The 19,422-nt window shown below is 62.5% G+C and carries 17 protein-coding genes; 8 read left to right on the forward strand and 9 right to left on the reverse strand.

Going from position 1 to position 19,422, the window contains the following annotated elements; translation table 11 throughout:
• Positions 1–45: 45 nt before the first annotated feature.
• A complete protein-coding gene (gene groL, locus HMPREF3160_RS09420; RefSeq protein WP_070508137.1) occupies positions 46–1,641 on the reverse strand; it encodes a chaperonin GroEL in 1,596 nt (531 codons plus the stop codon).
• 75 nt (positions 1,642–1,716) lie between these two features.
• The gene (gene groES / locus HMPREF3160_RS09425; protein WP_070508138.1) at positions 1,717–2,013 is read right to left on the reverse strand and encodes a co-chaperone GroES; all 297 of its coding nucleotides are present in this window, start codon (positions 2,011–2,013) and stop codon (positions 1,717–1,719) included.
• Positions 2,014–2,342: 329 nt separating this feature from the next.
• On the opposite strand from groES, the gene HMPREF3160_RS09430 reads away from it, so the two are divergent.
• Together HMPREF3160_RS09430 and HMPREF3160_RS09435 are read left to right on the forward strand one after the other, a co-directional pair.
• Positions 2,343–3,674 (forward strand): class I SAM-dependent methyltransferase, encoded by a 1,332-nt coding sequence (locus tag HMPREF3160_RS09430; protein ID WP_070508139.1) that lies wholly within the window; start codon positions 2,343–2,345, stop codon positions 3,672–3,674.
• 35 nt (positions 3,675–3,709) lie between these two features.
• On the forward strand, positions 3,710–4,858 hold the full coding sequence (locus tag HMPREF3160_RS09435; RefSeq protein WP_070508140.1) for a glutamate--cysteine ligase: 1,149 nt from the start codon (positions 3,710–3,712) through the stop codon (positions 4,856–4,858).
• Here HMPREF3160_RS09435 and tsaD read toward each other — a convergent pair.
• Genes tsaD through alr form a run of 4 tightly spaced genes read right to left on the reverse strand, consistent with a single transcriptional unit; the run spans position 4,855 to position 9,239 of the window.
• Complete coding sequence (gene tsaD, locus HMPREF3160_RS09440; RefSeq protein WP_070508141.1) at positions 4,855–6,006, reverse strand: tRNA (adenosine(37)-N6)-threonylcarbamoyltransferase complex transferase subunit TsaD; 1,152 nt, start codon at positions 6,004–6,006, stop codon at positions 4,855–4,857. The two genes, HMPREF3160_RS09435 and tsaD, sit on opposite strands and share 4 nt — an antisense overlap.
• On the reverse strand, positions 6,003–6,584 hold the full coding sequence (locus tag HMPREF3160_RS09445) for a GNAT family N-acetyltransferase (RefSeq protein ID WP_070508142.1): 582 nt from the start codon (positions 6,582–6,584) through the stop codon (positions 6,003–6,005). Before HMPREF3160_RS09445 ends, tsaD begins: the two co-directional genes overlap by 4 nt.
• Positions 6,581–7,318, reverse strand: a complete 738-nt coding sequence (gene tsaB / locus HMPREF3160_RS09450; RefSeq protein WP_070508143.1) for a tRNA (adenosine(37)-N6)-threonylcarbamoyltransferase complex dimerization subunit type 1 TsaB — start codon at positions 7,316–7,318, stop codon at positions 6,581–6,583. Before tsaB ends, HMPREF3160_RS09445 begins: the two co-directional genes overlap by 4 nt.
• A 1-nt stretch (position 7,319) precedes the next feature.
• Complete coding sequence (alr, locus tag HMPREF3160_RS09455) at positions 7,320–9,239, reverse strand: alanine racemase (RefSeq protein ID WP_070508144.1); 1,920 nt, start codon at positions 9,237–9,239, stop codon at positions 7,320–7,322.
• A gap of 89 nt (positions 9,240–9,328) precedes the next feature.
• Here alr and HMPREF3160_RS09460 point away from each other — a divergent pair, with 89 nt between their 5' ends.
• Genes HMPREF3160_RS09460 through sufU form a run of 3 tightly spaced genes read left to right on the forward strand, consistent with a single transcriptional unit; the run spans position 9,329 to position 12,536 of the window.
• Positions 9,329–10,687, forward strand: a complete 1,359-nt coding sequence (locus HMPREF3160_RS09460; RefSeq protein WP_176744733.1) for a UDP-glucose dehydrogenase family protein — start codon at positions 9,329–9,331, stop codon at positions 10,685–10,687.
• 17 nt (positions 10,688–10,704) lie between these two features.
• Positions 10,705–12,081, forward strand: coding sequence for an aminotransferase class V-fold PLP-dependent enzyme (locus HMPREF3160_RS09465; RefSeq protein WP_083285622.1), 1,377 nt, complete (start codon positions 10,705–10,707; stop codon positions 12,079–12,081).
• 2 nt (positions 12,082–12,083) lie between these two features.
• Positions 12,084–12,536 carry a Fe-S cluster assembly sulfur transfer protein SufU gene (gene sufU / locus HMPREF3160_RS09470; RefSeq protein WP_070508146.1) on the forward strand — a complete coding sequence of 151 codons (453 nt, stop codon included), beginning with the start codon at positions 12,084–12,086 and terminating at the stop codon, positions 12,534–12,536.
• A 20-nt stretch (positions 12,537–12,556) separates the two neighbouring features.
• On the opposite strand, the gene HMPREF3160_RS09475 is transcribed toward sufU, so the two are convergent.
• Complete coding sequence (locus tag HMPREF3160_RS09475) at positions 12,557–14,245, reverse strand: bifunctional ADP-dependent NAD(P)H-hydrate dehydratase/NAD(P)H-hydrate epimerase (RefSeq protein ID WP_070508147.1); 1,689 nt, start codon at positions 14,243–14,245, stop codon at positions 12,557–12,559.
• 58 nt (positions 14,246–14,303) lie between these two features.
• Complete coding sequence (locus tag HMPREF3160_RS09480; RefSeq protein ID WP_070491075.1) at positions 14,304–14,654, reverse strand: holo-ACP synthase; 351 nt, start codon at positions 14,652–14,654, stop codon at positions 14,304–14,306.
• A gap of 162 nt (positions 14,655–14,816) precedes the next feature.
• Between HMPREF3160_RS09480 and galU the strand changes: the two genes are divergently transcribed.
• A complete protein-coding gene (galU, locus tag HMPREF3160_RS09485) occupies positions 14,817–15,710 on the forward strand; it encodes a UTP--glucose-1-phosphate uridylyltransferase GalU (RefSeq protein WP_141739901.1) in 894 nt (297 codons plus the stop codon).
• Positions 15,711–15,783: 73 nt separating this feature from the next.
• Here galU and glmS read toward each other — a convergent pair whose 3' ends face one another.
• Positions 15,784–17,658, reverse strand: coding sequence for a glutamine--fructose-6-phosphate transaminase (isomerizing) (gene glmS, locus HMPREF3160_RS09490; protein ID WP_070508149.1), 1,875 nt, complete (start codon positions 17,656–17,658; stop codon positions 15,784–15,786).
• 173 nt (positions 17,659–17,831) lie between these two features.
• Here glmS and coaA point away from each other — a divergent pair, with 173 nt between their 5' ends.
• Both coaA and mscL read left to right on the forward strand, forming a co-directional pair.
• Positions 17,832–18,860, forward strand: coding sequence for a type I pantothenate kinase (gene coaA, locus HMPREF3160_RS09495; protein WP_083285623.1), 1,029 nt, complete (start codon positions 17,832–17,834; stop codon positions 18,858–18,860).
• Between the two features lie 77 nt (positions 18,861–18,937).
• Positions 18,938–19,348, forward strand: a complete 411-nt coding sequence (gene mscL, locus HMPREF3160_RS09500; protein WP_070508150.1) for a large conductance mechanosensitive channel protein MscL — start codon at positions 18,938–18,940, stop codon at positions 19,346–19,348.
• The last annotated feature ends 74 nt before the right edge of the window (positions 19,349–19,422 follow it).

Consider the following 19,422-nt stretch of genomic DNA (forward strand, 5'->3'; position numbering starts at 1 on the left):
TGTGGCTAGCGCGATAGCCGGTTGCGCCGGGCCGGGAGGAAGAGTTTAGTCTTCGTCTTCCTCGGCTGGCTTATCCACAACCAGGGTTTCGGTGGTCAGCACGAGCGCTGCGATCGATGCCGCGTTGCGCAGTGCCGAGCGGGTCACCTTGACCGGGTCGATCACGCCAGCTGCCAGCAGGTCTTCATAGACGCCTGTCTTGGCGTTGAAACCGTGGTTGGCTGGGGATTCAGAGACCTTCGCTGCGATGACGGATCCATCGAAGCCTGCGTTGGCAGCGATCTGCTTGACCGGGGTCACCAGGGCGCGGCGGACGATGTCAACACCGGTTGCGGCGTCGCCTTCGAATGCCTTGAGCGCCTCGTCTTCATCGAGCACGTGGAGCGCATCGACCAGCGCGGTGCCGCCGCCGGCGACGATGCCTTCCTCGAGCGCTGCACGGGTCGAGGACACGGCGTCTTCGATGCGTGCCTTGCGTTCCTTGAGCTCAACCTCGGTTGCGGCACCAACCTTGATGACGCCAACACCGCCGGCGAGCTTAGCCAGACGCTCCTGGAGCTTCTCCTTATCCCATTCGGAGTCAGAGTTCTCATACTCTGCCTTGATCTGGGCTACGCGTGCGGCCACTTCTTCGTCATCGCCTGCACCATCGACCAGGGTCGTGTTGTCCTTGGTCACGGTCACGCGGCGGACCTTACCGAATACCTCTGGGCCAACCTGGTCCAGACGCAAGCCGAGGTCCTGGGAGACTACCTGGGCGCCGGTGAGGATCGCGATGTCCTGCAACATTGCCTTGCGGCGGTCACCAAAGCCCGGGGCCTTCACGGCAACAACGTTGAGGGTTCCGCGCAACTTGTTCACCACGAGGGTCGAAAGGGCTTCGCCTTCGATGTCTTCAGCGATGATAAACAGCGGCTTGGATTCCTTCAAGACATGCTCAAGCAACGGAACGATGTCCTGCAGAGCGGAAATCTTGCCGGAGTTGATCAGCACGTAAGCGTCTTCGAGGACTGCTTCCTGACGTTCAGCGTCGGTCACGAAGTGTGGCGAGAGGTAGCCCTTATCGAACTGCATACCCTCGGTCACATCCAGCACGGTCTGGGTCGTGTTGGATTCTTCGATGGTGATGACACCGTCGGTGCCGACCTTCTTGAACGCCTCTGCCAGGAGCTCGCCGACTTCATCGGACTGCGCGGAGATCGCGCCGACGTGGGCGACGTTCTCGTCCTGAACTTCACGCGCGTTCTCCAGCAGGCGGGCCTCAACGGCCTCGACTGCGGCTTCGATGCCGCGCTTGATTTCACCTGGTGCGGCACCTGCCGCTACGTTGCGTAGGCCTTCTTTGACCAGGGCCTGCGCCAGAACGGTTGCGGTGGTCGTGCCGTCACCGGCGATGTCGTTGGTCTTGGTGGCTACTTCTTTAGCCAACTGCGCGCCCAGGTTCTCGTATGGATCCTTGAGCTCGACGTCGCGGGCGATGGTCACGCCGTCGTTGGTGATGGTTGGTGCGCCCCACTGCTTGTCGAGGACCACGTTGCGCCCGCGCGGGCCGAGTGTGACCTTGACGGTGTCCGCCAGGCGATCCACGCCGGCTTCGAGGGCCTTGCGCGCCGCGTCATTGAACGCAAGCTGCTTTGCCATTCGTTTTACTCCTTCATAGCCTCAACCGGGTTACGGGAGGCCGCTAGATCAAGAGTTGTGAGAAACCGGGAAGGGTTACTTCTCGACTACTGCGAGCACGTCACGAGCGGACAGTACGAGGTATTCCTCGCCGCCGATCTTGACTTCGGTGCCGCCGTACTTGGAGTAGATCACGACGTCGCCTTCCTGGACGTCCACTGGGATGCGGTTGCCCTTGTCATCCACGCGGCCTGCACCAACGGCAACAACCTTGCCTTCCTGAGGCTTCTCCTTGGCGGTGTCTGGGATCACCAGGCCGGAAGCGGTGGTCTGCTCGGCTTCGAGCTGCTGGATGACGATGCGATCTTCGAGGGGCTTGATAGAGATCGGCATGGGACCTCTCCTTTGCGTAATAGACCTGTAGGTGTACGGGCCATACAACGCGTCCTCCGGGCGTCGTCGCGGGTGTCGACCGGAAGCAGCTGATGGCTTGCGCACTCGGATTTAGCACTCTCGGCTTCCGAGTGCTGATGTCTTCCACTTTAGGAAGTTATCTGGCACTCGGTCAAGATGAGTGCCAATTGTTCGCCTTGAGCGTGCTCGCCACGCCCTCTACTACCCCACCCGATGCTCTGCTACACCTCGCCCTGCCGCACCTCGCCGCCATCACCTCCTCGTTTCCCCTACGCCGCATTCCGGCACATTCGTGACAAGCTGGAGGCATGGCATCCAGCAAAAAAGAAGGCTCCATCACGTCTAACCCGGCGGAGCCGGTCGCCGCGGCCTTCACACCTGAAGGCCAAGAGCTGCTCTCCCAGCTGACGCCGGATCAGGCTGCGACCAAGAAGTTAGCAACCGAGCTGACCTTGAGCCTGCGCAAGGCCGGGCATCCAGCGGGCCTGGTTTCCGCCGTCGTGCATCAGCTTGCCTTACGTTTCAAGGCTCGGGCTAAGTTCGGGCCATTCGCTGAGCGGATGATTCTCACGCAGGCGGGCCTCGAACAGGCAACCCGCCTACCTGTTGCTGCGCGCCATGCGGGCCGGATGCGCGATGCCGGTGTGGGGCACGTTGCGGACCTCGGTTGCGGTTTGGGTGCGGACGCGATGGCGATGGCCGCGCTGGGAATCGATGTGACCGCGGTCGAGGCCGACGAGGTCACGGCAGCCGCGGCGACCGTGAACACCGCTCCGTTCCCTAACGTCACGGTGGTGCATGGGCTCGCTGAGGAAGCCGATATTTCTGCCGCCGATGCGGTATGGATGGACCCTGCACGCCGCGAAACCACGACTTCGGGCACGCGCCGCCGCTGGAACCCTGAAGCGTTCTCTCCCCCGTTGTCTTTCGTGGAGACACTGGCTGACCGTGGGCTTCCGATGGGGGTCAAGCTCGGGCCTGGGATCCCGCACGAATCGATCCCTGAGACCGCGGAGGCGCAGTGGGTTGAGCACAACGGCAGCGTGGTCGAAGCCACGCTGTGGTTTAACGAGGCGCGGCGGGCGCAGGTGCGGAGGGCCGCGCTGGTGTTGAAGGACGATCAGACTGCAGAACTGACCTCGAGTGCCGCCCACCCCGACCTGGATTCAGATGCTCTCGCGCTCGGCGAGGATGTGCCCATAATCGAAACCGACAGCAACCTGTCACTTCCCGTCCTCTCAGACACAGCCACGTACGGAACCTATCTTCACGAACCTGCCGGCGCAGTCATCCGCGCCGGGCTCGTAGCCGATCTGGCCGTACAGCTTGAGGCGACCGGGCTTGACCCGCACATCGCCTACCTCACCGGCGACACCGCCTCCGCGACCCCGCTGGCCAACAGCTACCGCATCGACATGGTCATGCCCTACAAGATCAAGGCGCTGCGCAGCTGGGTACGCGACAACCGCATCGGGCAGCTCACCATCAAAAAGCGCGGCCTGGACGTCACACCGGAAGAGTTGCGCACGATTCTGCTGGGCAAAGGCCACGGCGACGGCTCAGCAACGCTTGTGCTCACGCGCATCGGGAAGCAACGAATCGTCTTCGGATGTGAGCTCATCCCCGGCTCCGCCGTATGATCGTCTAATTGCACGCCACCGATGCGAGGAGACCTATGGGCATCGAATTCACCCCGTCAGAGCCCTCGACCCTGGGGATCGAATGGGAGATCGCGCTCGTAGATCGCGACACCGGGGATTTGCGCCCGGAAGCCCCACGCATCCTTGACGAGCTTGGTCAGCAGGGCCGCATCAACCACCCGGACGGCGCGCCGCGGCTCACGCGCGAGCTGCTACAGAACACGGTCGAGTGCGTGACCGGCGTGCACCACACGGTATCCGATGCAGTCGCGGATCTCGCTTCCACGGCGCGTGACGTGAGCGATATTTTGGATCCGCTCAACACTTCACTGTATTGCGCAGGTTCCCACCCTTTCGCGGAACCGACCCTGCAAGAGGTTTCCGATAAGGACCGCTACGCGACCCTGATTGATCGCACCCAGTGGTGGGGCCGGCAGATGGTCATTTACGGCGTGCACGTGCATGTTGGGATCGATCACCGGGATAAGGTCCTGCCGATCGTTGATGGTCTGATCAATAAGCAGCCGCACCTTTTAGCGTTGACGTCCTCTTCGCCGTTCTGGGGTGGGGCTGACACCGGCTACGGTTCGCAACGATCGTTAATGTTCCAGCAGTTGCCCACCGCGGGGCTGCCGTTCCATTTCTCTCAGTGGTTCGAATATGAGTCCTATGTTGCGGATATGCTGCACACGGGCGTGGTGGATGTTTTGGATGAGATCCGGTGGGATGCCCGCCCGGTCCCTAAATACGGGACCGTTGAGATGCGGATTTGCGATGGGCTCCCGGATTTGGATGACATAGCCGCGGTCGCCGCCTACACCCAGTGCCTCGTCACGGAGATGTCGGACGCCCTGGATGCCGGATGGGACATCCCGGTCATGACGCCGTGGTTCCGCGTCGAGAACAAGTGGCGTGCGGCCCGCTACGGCCGTGAAGCGATCATCATCCTGAATTCGGCTGGTGATGAGCTGCTGGTGACCGATCAGATCGCTCAAGATGTTGAACGGCTAGCCCCGATCGCTGAACGGCTGGGTTGCGCTGAGGAGCTCAACCACATCACGACGATGATGCAACAGCCGTGCGAATACGAACAGCAACGCAATGTGGCTGAGGCTAATGGCGGCGACTTGGCCGCGGTTGTGCACGATAACTCGCGGCGCCTGCACGCCTCACTTGATCGTTAACTCGCCGGTGGCGCTGGTATTGACACGGTGCTTTTCATAGACACCGTGCTGACGGGTAGTGAGGTGTCGGTTCCGAAGTCGGTTCCGGTGGGTTCTACGCCGTTCATCACGAGTTGGGCGCCGAGTGCGGCGATCATCGCGCCGTTGTCGGTGCACAGCGAAAAGGGTGGGATGCGTAACTGGATTCCGGCGGAGGCGCAGCGGGCGGCTAGCAGTTCGCGCAGGCGTGAGTTTGCGGCGACCCCGCCACCCAGAAGCAGTGTTGTGAGCCCGTGTTCTCGGCACGCCATCACGGCTTTGGATGTGATGACGTCCGCGACGGCTTCCTGGAACGAGGCGCACACGTCTTCGATGACGAGTTCTTCCCCGGTTGCTTCGCAGTGCTCAACATAGCGTGCTACCGCGGTCTTCAGTCCGGAGAAGCTGAAGTCATAGCGGCGCGGCCCCGGTTCTTCCGCGGTTCCCATGAACTTGCCCGTTGTGAGTCCACGCGGGAAGCGGATCGCTTTCCGGTTGCCTTGGGCCGCCAGCTTGTCGATCACGGGTCCGCCCGGATAGCTCAACCCCAGCAGGCGGGCGACCTTATCGTAGGCCTCCCCCGCGGCGTCATCGATAGTTGACCCGAGCATCGTGATGTCAGCAGTCAGCGAATCCACTTTGAGGATCTCGGTGTGGCCGCCCGAAACCAGCACCGCGCCGAGGTTCGGAGGTAGCTCTCCACCATCGAGCACACCGACCCCGACATGCGCAACCAAATGGTTGACCGCGTACAGCGGCTTGCCGGTAGCTAACGCGAGCGCTTTCGCGGCAGAAACACCCACCATCAACGCGCCCGCTAGGCCAGGCCCGGCGGTCACGGCGATCGCATCGACATCATCGAGCGTGAGTTCCGCGGTCTCTAAAGCTGAACGTAACGTCGGGACCATCGCCTCAACGTGGGCGCGCGAAGCGATCTCCGGGATGACCCCGCCGAAACGCACATGCTCATCCACCGAGGACGCAACCGCGTTAGCAAGCAGCGTGGTTCCGTGGACGATGCCCACGCCCGTCTCATCGCAACTGGTCTCAATACCCAGAACGACCGGCCCTGAAACTGTAGCGGCAGAGGCCGCCGGGGCGTCGAGGGTCTCAGGTTTCACGGTGTTCATAGCTTCCCTCGGATGTCTTTCTGCATAATCACGGCGTCTTCGCTCGCGCTGGGCGCACCGGACACGCTAGTCGCGGCGGGTGCACCACCTGGATAGTATCCGCGGCGGCGGGCGATCTCTTCAAACCCGTTGCGTTGATACAGCTCGATGGCGCGCTCATTCGAAGCGCGGACCTCGAGCATCATGTGGGTCGCGCCCCAGTCACGCGCCCGGGACTCCATGAGCCACATCAGATACCGCGCGACCCCGCGGCCCGCATGCTCCGGCACAACCCCGATGGTCTGAATATCTGCGATATGCGGGCTGTATTGCAGGCCCGCATACGCGACCAGCGCCCCGGCTTCCTGCTCGGTGCCCTCGTCGCCTGAACCCAGCTCGGCCACGCCCCAGTATTGCCGCCATTCGGGGTGGGAAAGTTCCTCGCGCATCATGTGTTCATCCCAGCGGTCCAGCAGGAAAAGTTCGGCTTCGAGCGGCATGAGTTCCGCGGCATCGCCCACATCCAGCTGGCGCACGATATAGCCTTCCGGGGCTCGCGCCAGCTCAGCTTCGGTAGCGGGGGCTAAGTCGGTGCTCATCGTTGGCGGCCTTGCATCGCGGCCGGGACCACCGCGTCGGATTCGCGCAGATACCGCGCGACCGGCGGGTTAGCTGGCATGCCGGCGGCGTACCAGGCGCGGGCCAGATATGCCGCGGATACCGGCGTGGTTTCGGTTCCGGCGAGCACCGGGATACCAGCCTGAGCTAGCTCTTCCGCGCGAACACCCGCCCCGGCACCACCTACCGGATAAGCGGCCGATAGCTCGCCAGGCTTGGTTACGTGCGGGCCGTCGACGCGCGCACCATTACGTGCATAGCTCGCCCAGTACAGCTCACGACGGCGGGCATCCAGCGCCGCTGTCACGACCGGTTCGGCATCTGTAGCGGCACGATCGCTGGCAAGACCGCTTTCGGCCAGTAGCTGCGCGGCGAGCCCGTCGAGCGAGCACACGCCGTAGGCGTCTATACCCCACGCGAAGGCGAGGCTCTGACCAGCGGCGATCCCGACGCGCAGGCCGGTGAAGGGACCCGGCCCCTCCCCTACCAGGACGGCGTCTGGGCGTTCCCACCCGGCCTGGGCGAGCAACTGTTTGCACACGGGGATGAGGTCTTCGGCATGCCGGGTCGTGGAATCGGTCTCGTGTACCGCGACCACCTTAACGCCCGCAGCATCCTGCGTATCCGCAGCGCCTTCAGTACTCACAGTCACGCACGCGACGGAAACCACTGATGAGGTATCCAACGCCAGGATCTTCTTGATGTCGTCGCGCATTTCAGCCCTCCTTCACGGTGTCAGTGAATTCGGCGAGCGCGGCGCGCAGTCCGGTGGTTGCCGCCTCGTTCCAGCGTGGGCCCACCCAGCGCAGGGTCACGATGCGGGGTGCGGCGGCTTCTTCTTCGTCTTCGACTTCCCACGGGGCCGGGGTCTCGCTGTCGGGTTGTGCGGCTGTGTTGCCGCCGATGGGGCGGTCGAGTGTGATCTCGAGGCGGGATTCGGAGAGGCCTTCGGCGCGGTCGCGGCCCCATTCGACGACGGTCACGGATTTCTCCACGGTGTCGATGAGGTCGAGGTCTTCGAGTTCTTCTGCGGATCCGAGCCGGTAGGCATCCACGTGGACGAGTGCGGGGCCGTCGCTGAGTGAGGGGTGGATGCGGGAGAGCACGAATGTTGGCGATGTGATGCCTTCGCGCACGCCGAGGCCTTCGCCGAGGCCTTGGGTGAAGGTTGTTTTTCCGGCGCCGAGTTCCCCGGTCAGGATGAGAACATCGCCTGCTTGCAGTTCGCTTGCGAGTGTGCGGGCTAAGCACTGCATCGCCGCTGGGGTTGGAATAGTCAACGACAGTGAGCTGTCGTCTGCTGTCTCCGCACGACCGCCGCTCACATCAGCGTTGCCCGCAGCCGCACCATCTGCGGGGATCATGCGGCGTGGGACGCGGTCGGAGATCCCGGTGACGGTCTCGTAGTTGATGGTGTGGGCGGCTTCCGCCCACTCTTCAACGCCGGGTTCACCATGTGCTGGGTCGCCGAACACCACGGCGTCTTTACCGACAAATTCCGCTGGGTCTGCTTCAGCGCCGAGGTCGATCACGAACTGATCCATTGCGATCCGGCCCACCACCGGATACCGCACGCTATCGATTGTCACGTGGGTGCCTTCGGCGATCCGCGGGATGCCGTCGGCGTAACCGACGGGAACCAGGCCCAGCGTCGTCGGCTTCTCTGCCCGCCAACGCAGGCCGTAGGACACACCTTGGCCCGCATCGACCCGTTTAGCTGCGGCCACATGCGCAACCAGGCGCATGACCGGCCGCAACCCCAGCTCGGCCGAGGACACCCCTTCAAAAGGAGATAAACCATAGAGGCCCAGACCGACCCGGACCATGTCATAGATCGCATCCGGGCGCGTGAACGTCGCCGGGGTGTTCGCGATGTGACGCACTTCAGGTTTCAACCCGGCGTCCGCGACCACCGCGAGCGCGTCCTCGAAAGCCTGGGTCTGCACGTCGTTGGCGGGGTGTTCTGGCTCATCGGCCATCGCGAAGTGGGAGAACACACCCACCACGCGGATGTCCCCGGCGCGTTCGGCCGCGGCGGCGCGCTCCACAAGATGTGGCCATTCGGCTGCGGTGCACCCGTTGCGGCCTAAGCCGGTATCGATTTTCAGGTGAATCCGTGCCGTGCGCCCCACCGCGCGTGCCGCCTCGATCATCGGGTCCAGTTCCCAACCGGATACCCCCACGTCAATGCCCTGTGCCACGGCCGCCTCGAAGTCGGTGTCCGATGTGTGGAGCCAGCACACCATCGGCGCCTCGATGCCCGCGGCACGCAGCTCAAGCGCCTCGCTCACGTGCGCGGTCCCTACCCATGTGGCGCCTGCATCCAGCGCGGCGCGCGCGCACTCGATCGCGCCGTGCCCGTAGGCTTGCGCTTTGACGATCGCCATGATGCGCGCTTGCCCCACCTGTTGACGGATCCTGGCGACGTTGGCGGCCAACGCGCCAAGGTCAATCTCGGCGCAGCGTTCAGGGGCAGCCGCTACCGCATCGTGGGCATGTAACCATTGCGTCACCGGAGCCGATGCCGGGGCCTGCGCCGCGTCATCGGCGCCAAACGTAGCGGTGCCAACCGCATCGGACGCATTATGATCCGCACCCGCGGGGCTGGAGGTGGAGGAAAAACTGTGGGAACACACCCTTCTAGCGTAGACCTTCACCAGGTTCGGGCTTGGGTATGCGACTCAACGCCTAAGATCATAGGTAGCCAACTGTGAGGAGAACATTCGTGCAGGATGCAGCACAGCCGCGGAAGATTTCAGTGATCGGTGCGGGATATTTGGGGGCTACGCATGCCGCTTGCATGGCGGAGCTCGGCTTCGAGGTGGTCGGCGTTGATGTTGAGGTTGAACGTGTTGAACGTCTCAACGCCGGGGTGCTTCCGTTTCATGAGCCGGGCCTGGATGAGATGCTGGCCCGCCACGTACGTGAAGGGCGTTTGCGTTTCACTACGGATTATCAAGAGGTGGCCGATGCTGATGTTCACTTCATCGGTGTTGGTACCCCGCAGCGGGAGAACGATCACGGCGCGGACATGCGTTATGTCGATGCCGCGATTGATTCGCTGGGTGCCGTGGTTTCGAAGGACACCCTCATTGCTGGTAAGTCCACGGTCCCTGTAGGTACTGCGGCGCGTTTGGCGAAGCGGTTGAAGAAGCTGGTTGCTAAGCGTGGCCTGGATATCAATGCTGAGCTGTGCTGGAACCCTGAGTTTCTACGTGAAGGGTTCGCGGTTGAAGACACACTGACCCCGGACCGGTTCGTGTTCGGTGTGCAGTCCCAGCGGGCCGAGGACATCCTGCGGGCCGTGTACGCGAAGCCGTTGGACGACGGCACGCCTCTGGTGGTGACCGATTTCGAGACTTCCGAGCTGGTGAAGGTCGCCGCGAACGCGTTCTTGGCTACCAAGATCTCCTTCATCAACGCGTTCTCTGAGATCACTGAGACCGTGGGCGGGGACATCAAGACGCTCGCGGATGCGATCGGGATGGATCCGCGCATCGGCCGTAAGTTCCTCAACGCCGGCATCGGTTTCGGTGGCGGTTGCCTACCGAAAGACATCCGTGCTCTCCAGGCGCGCGTGTCCGAGCTCGGCCTTCCACACACGATGCGCTTCCTCGACCACATCGACGAGATCAACCTGCGCCGCCGAGAACGCGCAATCTATCTTGCCGAGCGTGCGGTGGGAGGCGACCTGCACGGGGCACACATCACGGTGCTAGGTGCGGCGTTCAAACCGAATTCGGACGACGTGCGTGACTCCCCCGCCTTGGATGTTGCCGCCCGCCTGTATTCAGCTGGCGCAGACGTGTCTGTATATGACCCTCAAGGCATGGAGAACGCGGCTAAACGCTTCCCACGCTTGCGGTACGCGGACTCCGCCGAAGATGCCGCACGCGGCGCGAACGTTGTGTTGTTGCTGACCGAATGGGATGAATTCAAGAACCTCGATCCGGTTTCCTTCGGTGAGGTTGTTGCGGATCGTTACATGATCGATGGCCGCAACGTGCTCGATCCGCAAGCATGGACTTCCGCAGGGTGGACCCTGGACCGCATGGGGCACAAGAGCGAAGGCCACAGCGAGTAGAAGTAGCGAGGAGCGTCATGACTGAACATGATGTCAACACCGGATTCGACGTCAGCACCGGATCTGATGTCAACACTGGATTCGAGGTCAATGCGGTTCGGGCGGATTTCCCGATCCTGAACCGTAAGGCCGCGGACGGTTCCGGTTTGATCTATCTGGATTCCGGGGCGACCTCCCAGCGCCCACAGCAAGTCATGGACGCTGAGACTGATTTCGTGTTGGGGTCTAACGCTGCGGTCAAGCGTGGCGCGCATCAGCTCGCTGAAGCCGCAACGAACGCGTACGAAGACGCACGTGAGACCATCGCCGACTTCATCGGCGCCGCATCAGCCAACGAAGTGGTGTTCACGAAGAACGCGACCGAGGCCCTCAACCTCGTCGCCTACGCGTTAGGCAACGGAGACGACTCGACCCCACCCCGGCTCCGCGTTGGCCCCGGGGACGAGATCCTCATCACCGAGATGGAACACCACGCGAACCTCGTACCGTGGCAAGAGCTCGCCCGCCGGACCGGCGCCACCTTGCGTTGGGTACCACTCACGGATGACTTCCAACTGGACCTGACAGACCTTGAAACGCTACTGACCGAACGCACCAAAGTATTCGCATTCACGCACCAGTCCAACGTCACCGGAACCATCAACCCGGTAGCGAAACTGGTTGCCGCGGCGAAGAAAGTCGGCGCGCTCACGGTGCTCGATGCGTGCCAGTCCGTCCCTCACATGCCCGTGGATGTTCAGCAGCTCGATGTTGATTTCCTCGCGTTCTCCGGCCATAAGATGCTCGCCCCCACCGGCATCGGTGTTTTGTGGGGCCGTTACGAACTCCTCAAAGACCTGCCTCCGTTCATGCTTGGCGGTTCGATGATCGAGATCGTCACGATGGAGCACACCACATACGCTGAACCTCCGGCACGCTTCGAAGCAGGAACCCCACCCACAGCGCAAGCCGTTGCGCTCGCCGCCGCGTGCGATTACCTCAACGCGCTCGGCATGGATAACGTCGCCGCGCATCAAGCCCAGCTCGTGGAGCGCGCGCTCACGGGTTTGAGCCGCATCGACCGCCTCCGCATCATCGGCGCGGGGCTGAACGTGCCGGGCGACGGCGAGCAAGGTCACGGCGAGGACGGCACGGGCAACCAATCCGAGCGGCACCGTACTGGTGCGGTTGCGTTCAGCATCGAGGGTTTGCACCCCCACGATGTGGGGCAGGCACTAGATTCCCAGGGTGTGCTGGTGCGTGTGGGGCATCATTGCGCCTGGCCGCTGCACCGCCGCTACGGGATCCATGGGAGCACGCGCGCTAGCTTCAGCGTCTACAACACGGTAGCTGAGGTGGACGCTTTCGTTGAGGCCGTACAGAAAACCATCGACTACTTCAACAGTTTCCGGTGACCATGAACCTCAATACGTTGTATTCAGAGCTGATATTCGAACACGATAAGCACCCCAAACACACGGGCTTACGTGAGCCTTTTGACGCCGATGTACACCACGTGAACCCGGTGTGCGGCGACGAGATCCAGCTGCGTCTGAAACTCTCCGAAGACGGCGCAACAGTCGAGGACATCTCCTATGAGGCGGCTGGTTGCGCGATGAGCCGCGCTTCCGCCTCAATGATGGCGGACCTGTTCATAGGCGAGCCGGTCAGCGACATCGAGGAGATGACCGCTCATTTCGATGAGGTGCTTCACTCCCGCGGGAAGGTTGAGGCCGAAGAGGAGATCATCGGCGATGCGGTCGCGTTAGCTGGTGCCGCGAAGTTCCCCAACCGGGTCAAGTGCGTTCTGATGAGCTGGAAAGCGTTCCAAGCCGCCTACGCCGAAGCACTGCTGTTCCGCGAAAAGTAGGGTTCACCGAAACCAACGAGTTAGCGTTCGATGCTGTACGTCGCTCCGTGCAGAACCGCGGCCGCCACAGTCAGATGCGCAATGCGTTCCAGGCTGAGTTCTTCGCCGCGGGCCGAGGCCCGAGCGGCGTGGGTTGCGAGCATCGCGCCCAGGACACCGGCGAGCTTATCTCCCGAACCTGCGCGAGCGAGCGTCGCAGCCGCGGATGCCGCGAGGAACGTGGCGCCGCGCGGCGCAGCAACCACCGTCGCTGAGCCTTTGAGCAACACGACCGCGCCAACAGCTGCCGCCAGATCCCGCGCTGCGGAGACCGGGTCTTCAGCCGGGTCCGCGGCGTCTATACCCAACCGTTGCACAAGCGCTAGAAACTCTCCCGCGTGAGGCGTCAACACGTGGACCTTAGTGCTGACTTCAGCTCCGGCATCCGTGTCAGTCCGAGCCGCTATCGAGGGTTCCCATACCGCGAGCGCTGAGGCGTCCACGATCACAGGGCCCTGGGTGCCCCGCATCACGGCGAGCGCCGGTTCGAGGTCTTCGGGCTCTTCCCCGAGCCCCGGGCCTACGACCCACGCGTTCACCTTAGAGGTCACCGCAGGCCACCCGTTCGATGCTGATTCTGCCGAGCCGGCCGGCGAAGCAAGCTCAGCCCTGTCGATGTTGACGACCTCCGGCAGAGTCTGCACCACAGCCTGGCCAGCAGCCCCACGCCCTGCGGTTACGAGCATCCCGATCCCGCCGCGCCCGGCATCGTGCGCTCCGATGGCGGCCGCTGCTGTAGAGCACAGGACCGCGGCCCCGGGATAGGCGGGCGAACCTGCGACCATGCCGAGGACTCCACGCGAATATTTGTGGTCGCCGGGGCGTGGCGCCAGGAGCTCGCTCTCAGCGTCGGCGGGGGTTATAAGCCGCGGCATGAGGTGAGTATCCTGCGGGGCCTGTAGCCCGATTTCCACGAGGTAGATGTCGCCGGTTTTCTCACGCGCCGCCCCGGCCACGAGCCCGCGTTTGAGTGCGCCGAACGTGACCGTGATGTCCGCGAGCGGCACCATTTCATCCGCGTTGCCGGTCTGTGTGTTGAGCCCTGAGGGGCAGTCGGCTGCGACAACCAGCGCGTCCAGGGTTTCCCCGTGCACCGCCCAGGTCTGCGCATCCGCGTCCCAGCCGGGAATCGGCATCCCGCCTTTCGCGCCGATCCCCAGTACTGCGTCCACGATCACATCCGCGCAAGCTAGATGCTGAAGCACCTCGTTATGCTTCGTCGCACCAGAGCCCTGCGCTGCCTCACGTTTGTGATGCTTCACGACCTCGACCCCGGCGGCGGCTGCCGCGGCTGCGGCACGTTCGTGCCAGCGGTCCGCGACCATCACGGCCACACATCGTGCCCCGCGGCCGGAGAGCTCAGCGAGCGCATAGAGTCCGTCACCGCCGTTGTTGCCGGGGCCGACCAAACCCACGATGCGCGCCCCACGCAACTGAGAACCCGCCCCGGGCATGGACGGTGCCGGCTTTGTGAGCGCGGCTAACGTTTCAGGCCCGGCCACGGTCGGTTCCGGAAGCGCGGGCCGGTTGGTGACGGCCCGAGCGATGTGCGCGGCAAGCCCGTAGGCGGCCTGTCGCATGAGCTGATCGGGGTTGCCTGCGGCTTCGCATGCGGCGAGCATCGGAGCTTCTGCCACTCGGACCTCGTCGGGGCTATAGAGCAGGTGCATCGGTGTACCTTCCGGGCTGGGAGCCTGTCTCGGGGCCTGTCTCGCGGGCCTGTTTGTTCTAGCCTTCGGCTATCACGTACGCGATCGCTACGTCGCCGTCGTGGGTGAGGGATATGTGCCAGCTTTTGACACCGAGCTGGTCGGCGACCTCTTTCACGCTACCGCGCACATCGAGCACAGGGGCGCCGGAGTCCAGTGTGCACACTTCGCAGTCATGCCACACCATTCCCCCGGGGGAGCCGAGAGCTTTCGCGACCGCTTCCTTCGCGGCGAAACGCGCGGCCAGCGAGCGGGTCCGCACCTCACGCTCGCTGGGGCAAAACAGACGTTCAACCAGAGCAGGGGTACGCTGGATCAGCTTCTCGAAACGCGGAACGTCCACAACGTCAACACCGATGCCCACAATCATGTTTCGATGCTATCGCTGTTCACGCACGCTTTGCTCGCGCGCCATCGGCATCCGAGGCTCGCGGCCGCTAAGCAAGCTGGCCCCTGCTGAATGCCTGTGAATACCGCCACGCATACAGGTTTTATTTACCTGCCGCTAACCTTCGCTGGTTTAATGCGGAACATGAACCAGTTCAAAGTCCGCAAAGCTGTCTTCCCTGTGGCAGGCCTCGGAACCCGTTTCCTCCCGGCTACGAAAGCGATGCCTAAAGAGATGCTGCCGGTTGTTGACCGGCCAGCTATCCAGTACGTCGTTGAAGAGGCAGTGAACGCGGGGCTCGATGATCTCCTCATGATTACTGGGGCGCCTAAGCGTTCGCTTGAGGATCATTTCGATGCCTCCCCTTACCTCGAAAATCAGTTGCAGCTAGCGGGTAAGAAGAAGCTCCTTAAAGCTGTCCAGCAGGCTGCTGAGCTCGGCGATGTCCACTACATCCGCCAGGGTGAGCCTAAAGGCCTCGGTCACGCGGTTGGCCGCGCAGCTCTGCATGTGGGTGATGAGCCGTTCGCGGTATTGCTCGGTGATGACCTCATTGAGGAGTCCTCTACCCTGCTGCGTGACATGATCACTGTGCAGTCACGCGTTGGCGGGTCCGTGATCGCCCTCATGGAGGTGGATCCGGAAGATATTTCCTCCTACGGGTGCGCTGCCGTCGAGGCAATCCAGGACGAGGAGTTTGTTCGCGTGACTGACCTCGTGGAGAAACCAGCTGTTGCGGATGCGCCGTCGAACCTCGCGGTTATCGGCCGTTATGTTTTGCACCCAGCGGTTTTCGATGTGCTTGAACGCACCGCTCCAGGCCGTGGCGGTGAAATCCAGCTGACCGATGCCCTGCTTGAACTCGCCGCGATGCCAGCTGAAGACGGTGGCGGCGTGACCGCGGTCATCTTCCGTGGCCGCCGCTACGACACCGGCGATAAGCTCTCCTACCTCAAAGCAGTCATCGAGATCGCGTGCCAGCGCGAGGACCTCGGCCCGGAGCTACGGGAGTGGCTCAACGAATTCACGGCTTCATAGCCGGTCGGCGCCGGGTTCGTTGCGTCGGACGCGTTCAGGTGACTGCGTTCAGCTGAGTGCGTGAACTGGGACGTTATTCGACGGTCACTGACTTTGCGAGGTTGCGTGGCTGATCAACGTCCAGGCCCTTAGCGGAGGCGAGCTCCATCGCGAAGATCTGGAGCGGAACCACCGTCAAGAGTGGGGCGAGCAGGGCCTTGGTCTCTGGGACACGGAAGACCCATTCAGCATAGTTACCTACGGCCTCGTCACCTTCCTCAGCGATCACAAGGGTCTGGGCGCCGCGGGCGCGGACCTCCTGGATGTTGGAGACGACCTTCGAATGCATCGAGTGGCGGCCCGATGGGGACGGCACCACAACGAACACGGGCTGGCCTTCCTCGATCAGCGCGATCGGGCCGTGCTTGAGCTCACCAGCGGCGAATCCTTCGGCGTGGATATAGGCGAGCTCTTTGAGTTTGAGCGCACCTTCCATCGCTACCGGGTAGCCCACGTGCCGGCCCAAGAACAGTACCGCTTCGGTCTCGGCCATGCTGCGGGCGAGCTCGCTGATCTGGTCCTTCTGGGCCAGGATCTTCTCGATCTTGTCCGGGATCTCCGCCATATCGGCCAGCAGGTCAGCTACTTCGCCGGAGAACATGTTGCCGCGTAGCTGCGCCAAGTACAGGCCCAGCAGATAGGTCGCCGCAACCTGGGCGAGGAACGCCTTGGTTGAGGCCACCGCGATCTCCGGGCCGGCGTGGGTGTAGAGCACCGCATCGGATTCGCGTGGGATCGATGAACCGTTCGTGTTACAGATCGCGAGCGTGCGCGCGCCCTGTTCCTTCGCGTACCGCAACGCCATGAGGGTGTCCATGGTTTCCCCGGACTGGGAGATCGTCACGATCAACGTGGATGGGGTCACGATCGGGTCGCGGTACCGGAACTCATGGGACAACTCGACCTCAACCGGGATGCGGCACCAGTGTTCGATCGCATATTTAGCGACCTGGCCTGCATAAGCGGAAGTACCGCACGCGAGCACGATGATCTTGTCGATACCCTTGAGCTCGGTCTCGTCAATGCGTAGCTCATCGAGTTTGAGGTGCCCGCGGGCATCCGTACGCCCCAGTAGCGTGTTCGCGACCGCTTCCGGCTGATCGAAAATCTCTTTAGCCATGAAGGACTCAAAACCGTCCTTCGATGCCGAGGCCGCGTCCCAATCGACCGTGAACTCAGTGCCTTCAGCAGGGTTGCCGGAAAAGTCAGTGATCTCGTGGCTGGTTGGGGTGATCGTGACCACCTGGTCCTGATCCAGCTCAACCGCACGCTTTGTGAAGTCGATGAAGCCCGAAACGTCAGAGCCGAGGAAGTTCTCACCCTCGCCCAGGCCCACGACCAGTGGCGAGTTACGGCGCGCCGCAACCACAACCCCCGGATGTTCAGCGTGGATCGCTAACAGCGTGAACGCGCCTTCAAGCCGGGAAGCGGTCATCTGCATCGCCTTCGTGAGGTCCCCTCCGGCCTCGTTGCGGTACACGTCCCCCAGCAGGACCGCGGCCACCTCGGTGTCCGTCTCCGACTTAAAGCTGTAGCCGGCTTCCAGCAGGTGCTTCTTGAGCGCGTCGAAGTTCTCGATGATCCCGTTATGGATCAGCGCGAGCCGCCCCTCATCAGCCACGTGCGGATGTGCGTTGACATCGCTCGGGCCGCCGTGGGTAGCCCAACGGGTGTGGCCGATGCCAGTGCCCGATGCCGGCAGAGGATTTGCTTCAAGCTCGGCCAACAGGTTGCCCAGCTTGCCAGCTTTCTTCCGGTATTCGACCACATCGCCGGCATCGACTGCGACACCTGCGGAGTCATAGCCCCGATACTCCAGGCGTTTGAGCCCCTCAAGCACCACATCGAGGGCGTCATGCTTGCCAGTGTTTTCCGGCCCTGGGCCGGCGTATCCGATGATTCCGCACATGCGAAAAATTTATCACCTCTCCCCCGCCGCTTTTAATCGAACGCCCCTGTCAACCGAACACCCTTGCTCACCGGTGCGCGGCCACAGCGGGCTACCTAGACCAGCACTCTTACCGGCGCGGGTTGCTACACCGTTTTCAACACGCGCGCGTTAAAGATGACACAATGAAGAGGATGACCACCGCCCAGGACCTCATTGACGAAGCGTTAGAAGACGCCTCGCTAGAGAACGAGAACACCGCCAACGCCGCACACAGCGAGAACGCTGGCGGCCGTTCCCCGTTCGTGGGTTTGGACCGTGCCACATGGGCGCGCCTAGCCCACACGATGGAGCAACCGTTCAGCACCGAGGACGTCCAACGCCTCAACGCGCTCGGCGACCGCCTCGACCAAGACGAGATCCGGGAAGTCTATCTGCCGCTCTCACGTTTGCTTTCCCTCTATGTCGAAGGCGCGGCGGCTACCCATTCGGCGACCAACAGGTTCCTCGGCGAGCACTTCCGCCGCACCCCGTTCGTGATCGGAGTCGCAGGTTCCGTAGCTGTCGGCAAATCCACAACATCCCGCGTGCTGCGTGAATTACTGAGCCTCTGGCCAGGCACCCCTAAAGTGCAGCTCGTGACCACCGACGGCTTCCTCTACCCCAATGAGGAGCTCATCCGCCGCGGCATCATGGACCGCAAAGGCTTCCCCGAATCCTATGACCAGCGAGCCCTGATGCGGTTCATCACGGAAGTGAAATCCGGGGTACCCAACGTCAAAGTCCCTACGTATTCGCACCACTTCTATAACATCGTCCCGAACGAATTCACGGTCGTAGACCAGCCGGATGTGCTGATCGTTGAGGGCCTCAACGTCCTCGCCCCACCTCGCCGGCGCGGGGATGGGACCGTGGGGCTTGCCTTGAGTGACTTCTTCGATTTCTCCATCTATGTGGACGCGCGCACCCGAGACATCCGCGATTGGTACATCAAACGCTTCATGCGTCTTCGCACCAAGGCGTTCAGTCTGCCGGATAACTACTTCCATCGTTACGCCCAACTCAGTGACGAGGAAGCGATCGAGACCGCAACCAGCATCTGGACGCGCATCAACGAACCGAACCTGACCCAGAACGTGCGCCCAACCCGAGGGCGCGCCCAGCTGGTACTAACAAAAGACTCAGACCATTCGGTCCACCACATGCTGTTACGGAAAATCTGAGTGAACCTGACGCAGATCACACGCCAACAGTTCGCGGTTACATCCCAAAGCAAGCTTCATGCATTTATACTTTTAGCATGATCCAAGGATTCAAAGATTTCATCTCCAAGGGCAACGTCATGGATCTTGCCGTGGCTGTCATCATCGGCGCCGCTTTCGGCAAGGTTATCGACGCCCTCGTAGGCTCGGTCATCATGCCTGCCATCGCGATGCTGGTTGGCACCCCCAACTTCGATGACTGGCTCGTTTTCGGTTCCGTCAAGGTCGGTGTCTTCCTCACCGCTGTCGTGAACTTCCTGCTCATCGCTGCAGCTGTCTACTTCTGCATCGTGATGCCAATGAACAAGATGATCGAGCGCCGCAACCGCAAGCTCGGCATCGAGCCAGAGGACGAGGCAGTCGACCCACAGATTCAGCTGCTCACCGAAATTCGCGATGCCCTCAACGGTACCGCTCGGGGTTCAGCTGGGGATCACGTAGCCCGCTAACCCACCCGCTTCGAATACTGCTAACTTTTGATTAGGTAACTGATAACGGCTGGGGCCCGGAACCATATGGTTCC

The sequence above is a fragment of the Arthrobacter sp. HMSC06H05 genome (genome assembly GCF_001807395.1).
GTDB lineage: Bacteria > Actinomycetota > Actinomycetes > Actinomycetales > Micrococcaceae > Pseudoglutamicibacter > Pseudoglutamicibacter albus.

Bases quoted from the DNA above. Each gene is read 5' to 3' on its own strand.
- groL (WP_070508137.1), bottom strand. From the start codon at position 1,641: ATGGCAAAGCAGCTTGCGTTCAATGACGCGGCGCGCAAGGCCCTCGAA.
- groES (WP_070508138.1), bottom strand. From the start codon at position 2,013: ATGCCGATCTCTATCAAGCCCCTCGAAGATCGCATCGTCATCCAGCAG.
- HMPREF3160_RS09430 (WP_070508139.1), top strand. From the start codon at position 2,343: ATGGCATCCAGCAAAAAAGAAGGCTCCATCACGTCTAACCCGGCGGAG.
- HMPREF3160_RS09435 (WP_070508140.1), top strand. From the start codon at position 3,710: ATGGGCATCGAATTCACCCCGTCAGAGCCCTCGACCCTGGGGATCGAA.
- tsaD (WP_070508141.1), bottom strand. From the start codon at position 6,006: ATGAACACCGTGAAACCTGAGACCCTCGACGCCCCGGCGGCCTCTGCC.
- HMPREF3160_RS09445 (WP_070508142.1), bottom strand. From the start codon at position 6,584: ATGAGCACCGACTTAGCCCCCGCTACCGAAGCTGAGCTGGCGCGAGCC.
- tsaB (WP_070508143.1), bottom strand. From the start codon at position 7,318: ATGCGCGACGACATCAAGAAGATCCTGGCGTTGGATACCTCATCAGTG.
- HMPREF3160_RS09465 (WP_083285622.1), top strand. From the start codon at position 10,705: ATGACTGAACATGATGTCAACACCGGATTCGACGTCAGCACCGGATCT.
- sufU (WP_070508146.1), top strand. From the start codon at position 12,084: ATGAACCTCAATACGTTGTATTCAGAGCTGATATTCGAACACGATAAG.
- HMPREF3160_RS09475 (WP_070508147.1), bottom strand. From the start codon at position 14,245: ATGCACCTGCTCTATAGCCCCGACGAGGTCCGAGTGGCAGAAGCTCCG.
- HMPREF3160_RS09480 (WP_070491075.1), bottom strand. From the start codon at position 14,654: ATGATTGTGGGCATCGGTGTTGACGTTGTGGACGTTCCGCGTTTCGAG.
- galU (WP_141739901.1), top strand. From the start codon at position 14,817: ATGAACCAGTTCAAAGTCCGCAAAGCTGTCTTCCCTGTGGCAGGCCTC.
- glmS (WP_070508149.1), bottom strand. From the start codon at position 17,658: ATGTGCGGAATCATCGGATACGCCGGCCCAGGGCCGGAAAACACTGGC.
- coaA (WP_083285623.1), top strand. From the start codon at position 17,832: ATGACCACCGCCCAGGACCTCATTGACGAAGCGTTAGAAGACGCCTCG.
- mscL (WP_070508150.1), top strand. From the start codon at position 18,938: ATGATCCAAGGATTCAAAGATTTCATCTCCAAGGGCAACGTCATGGAT.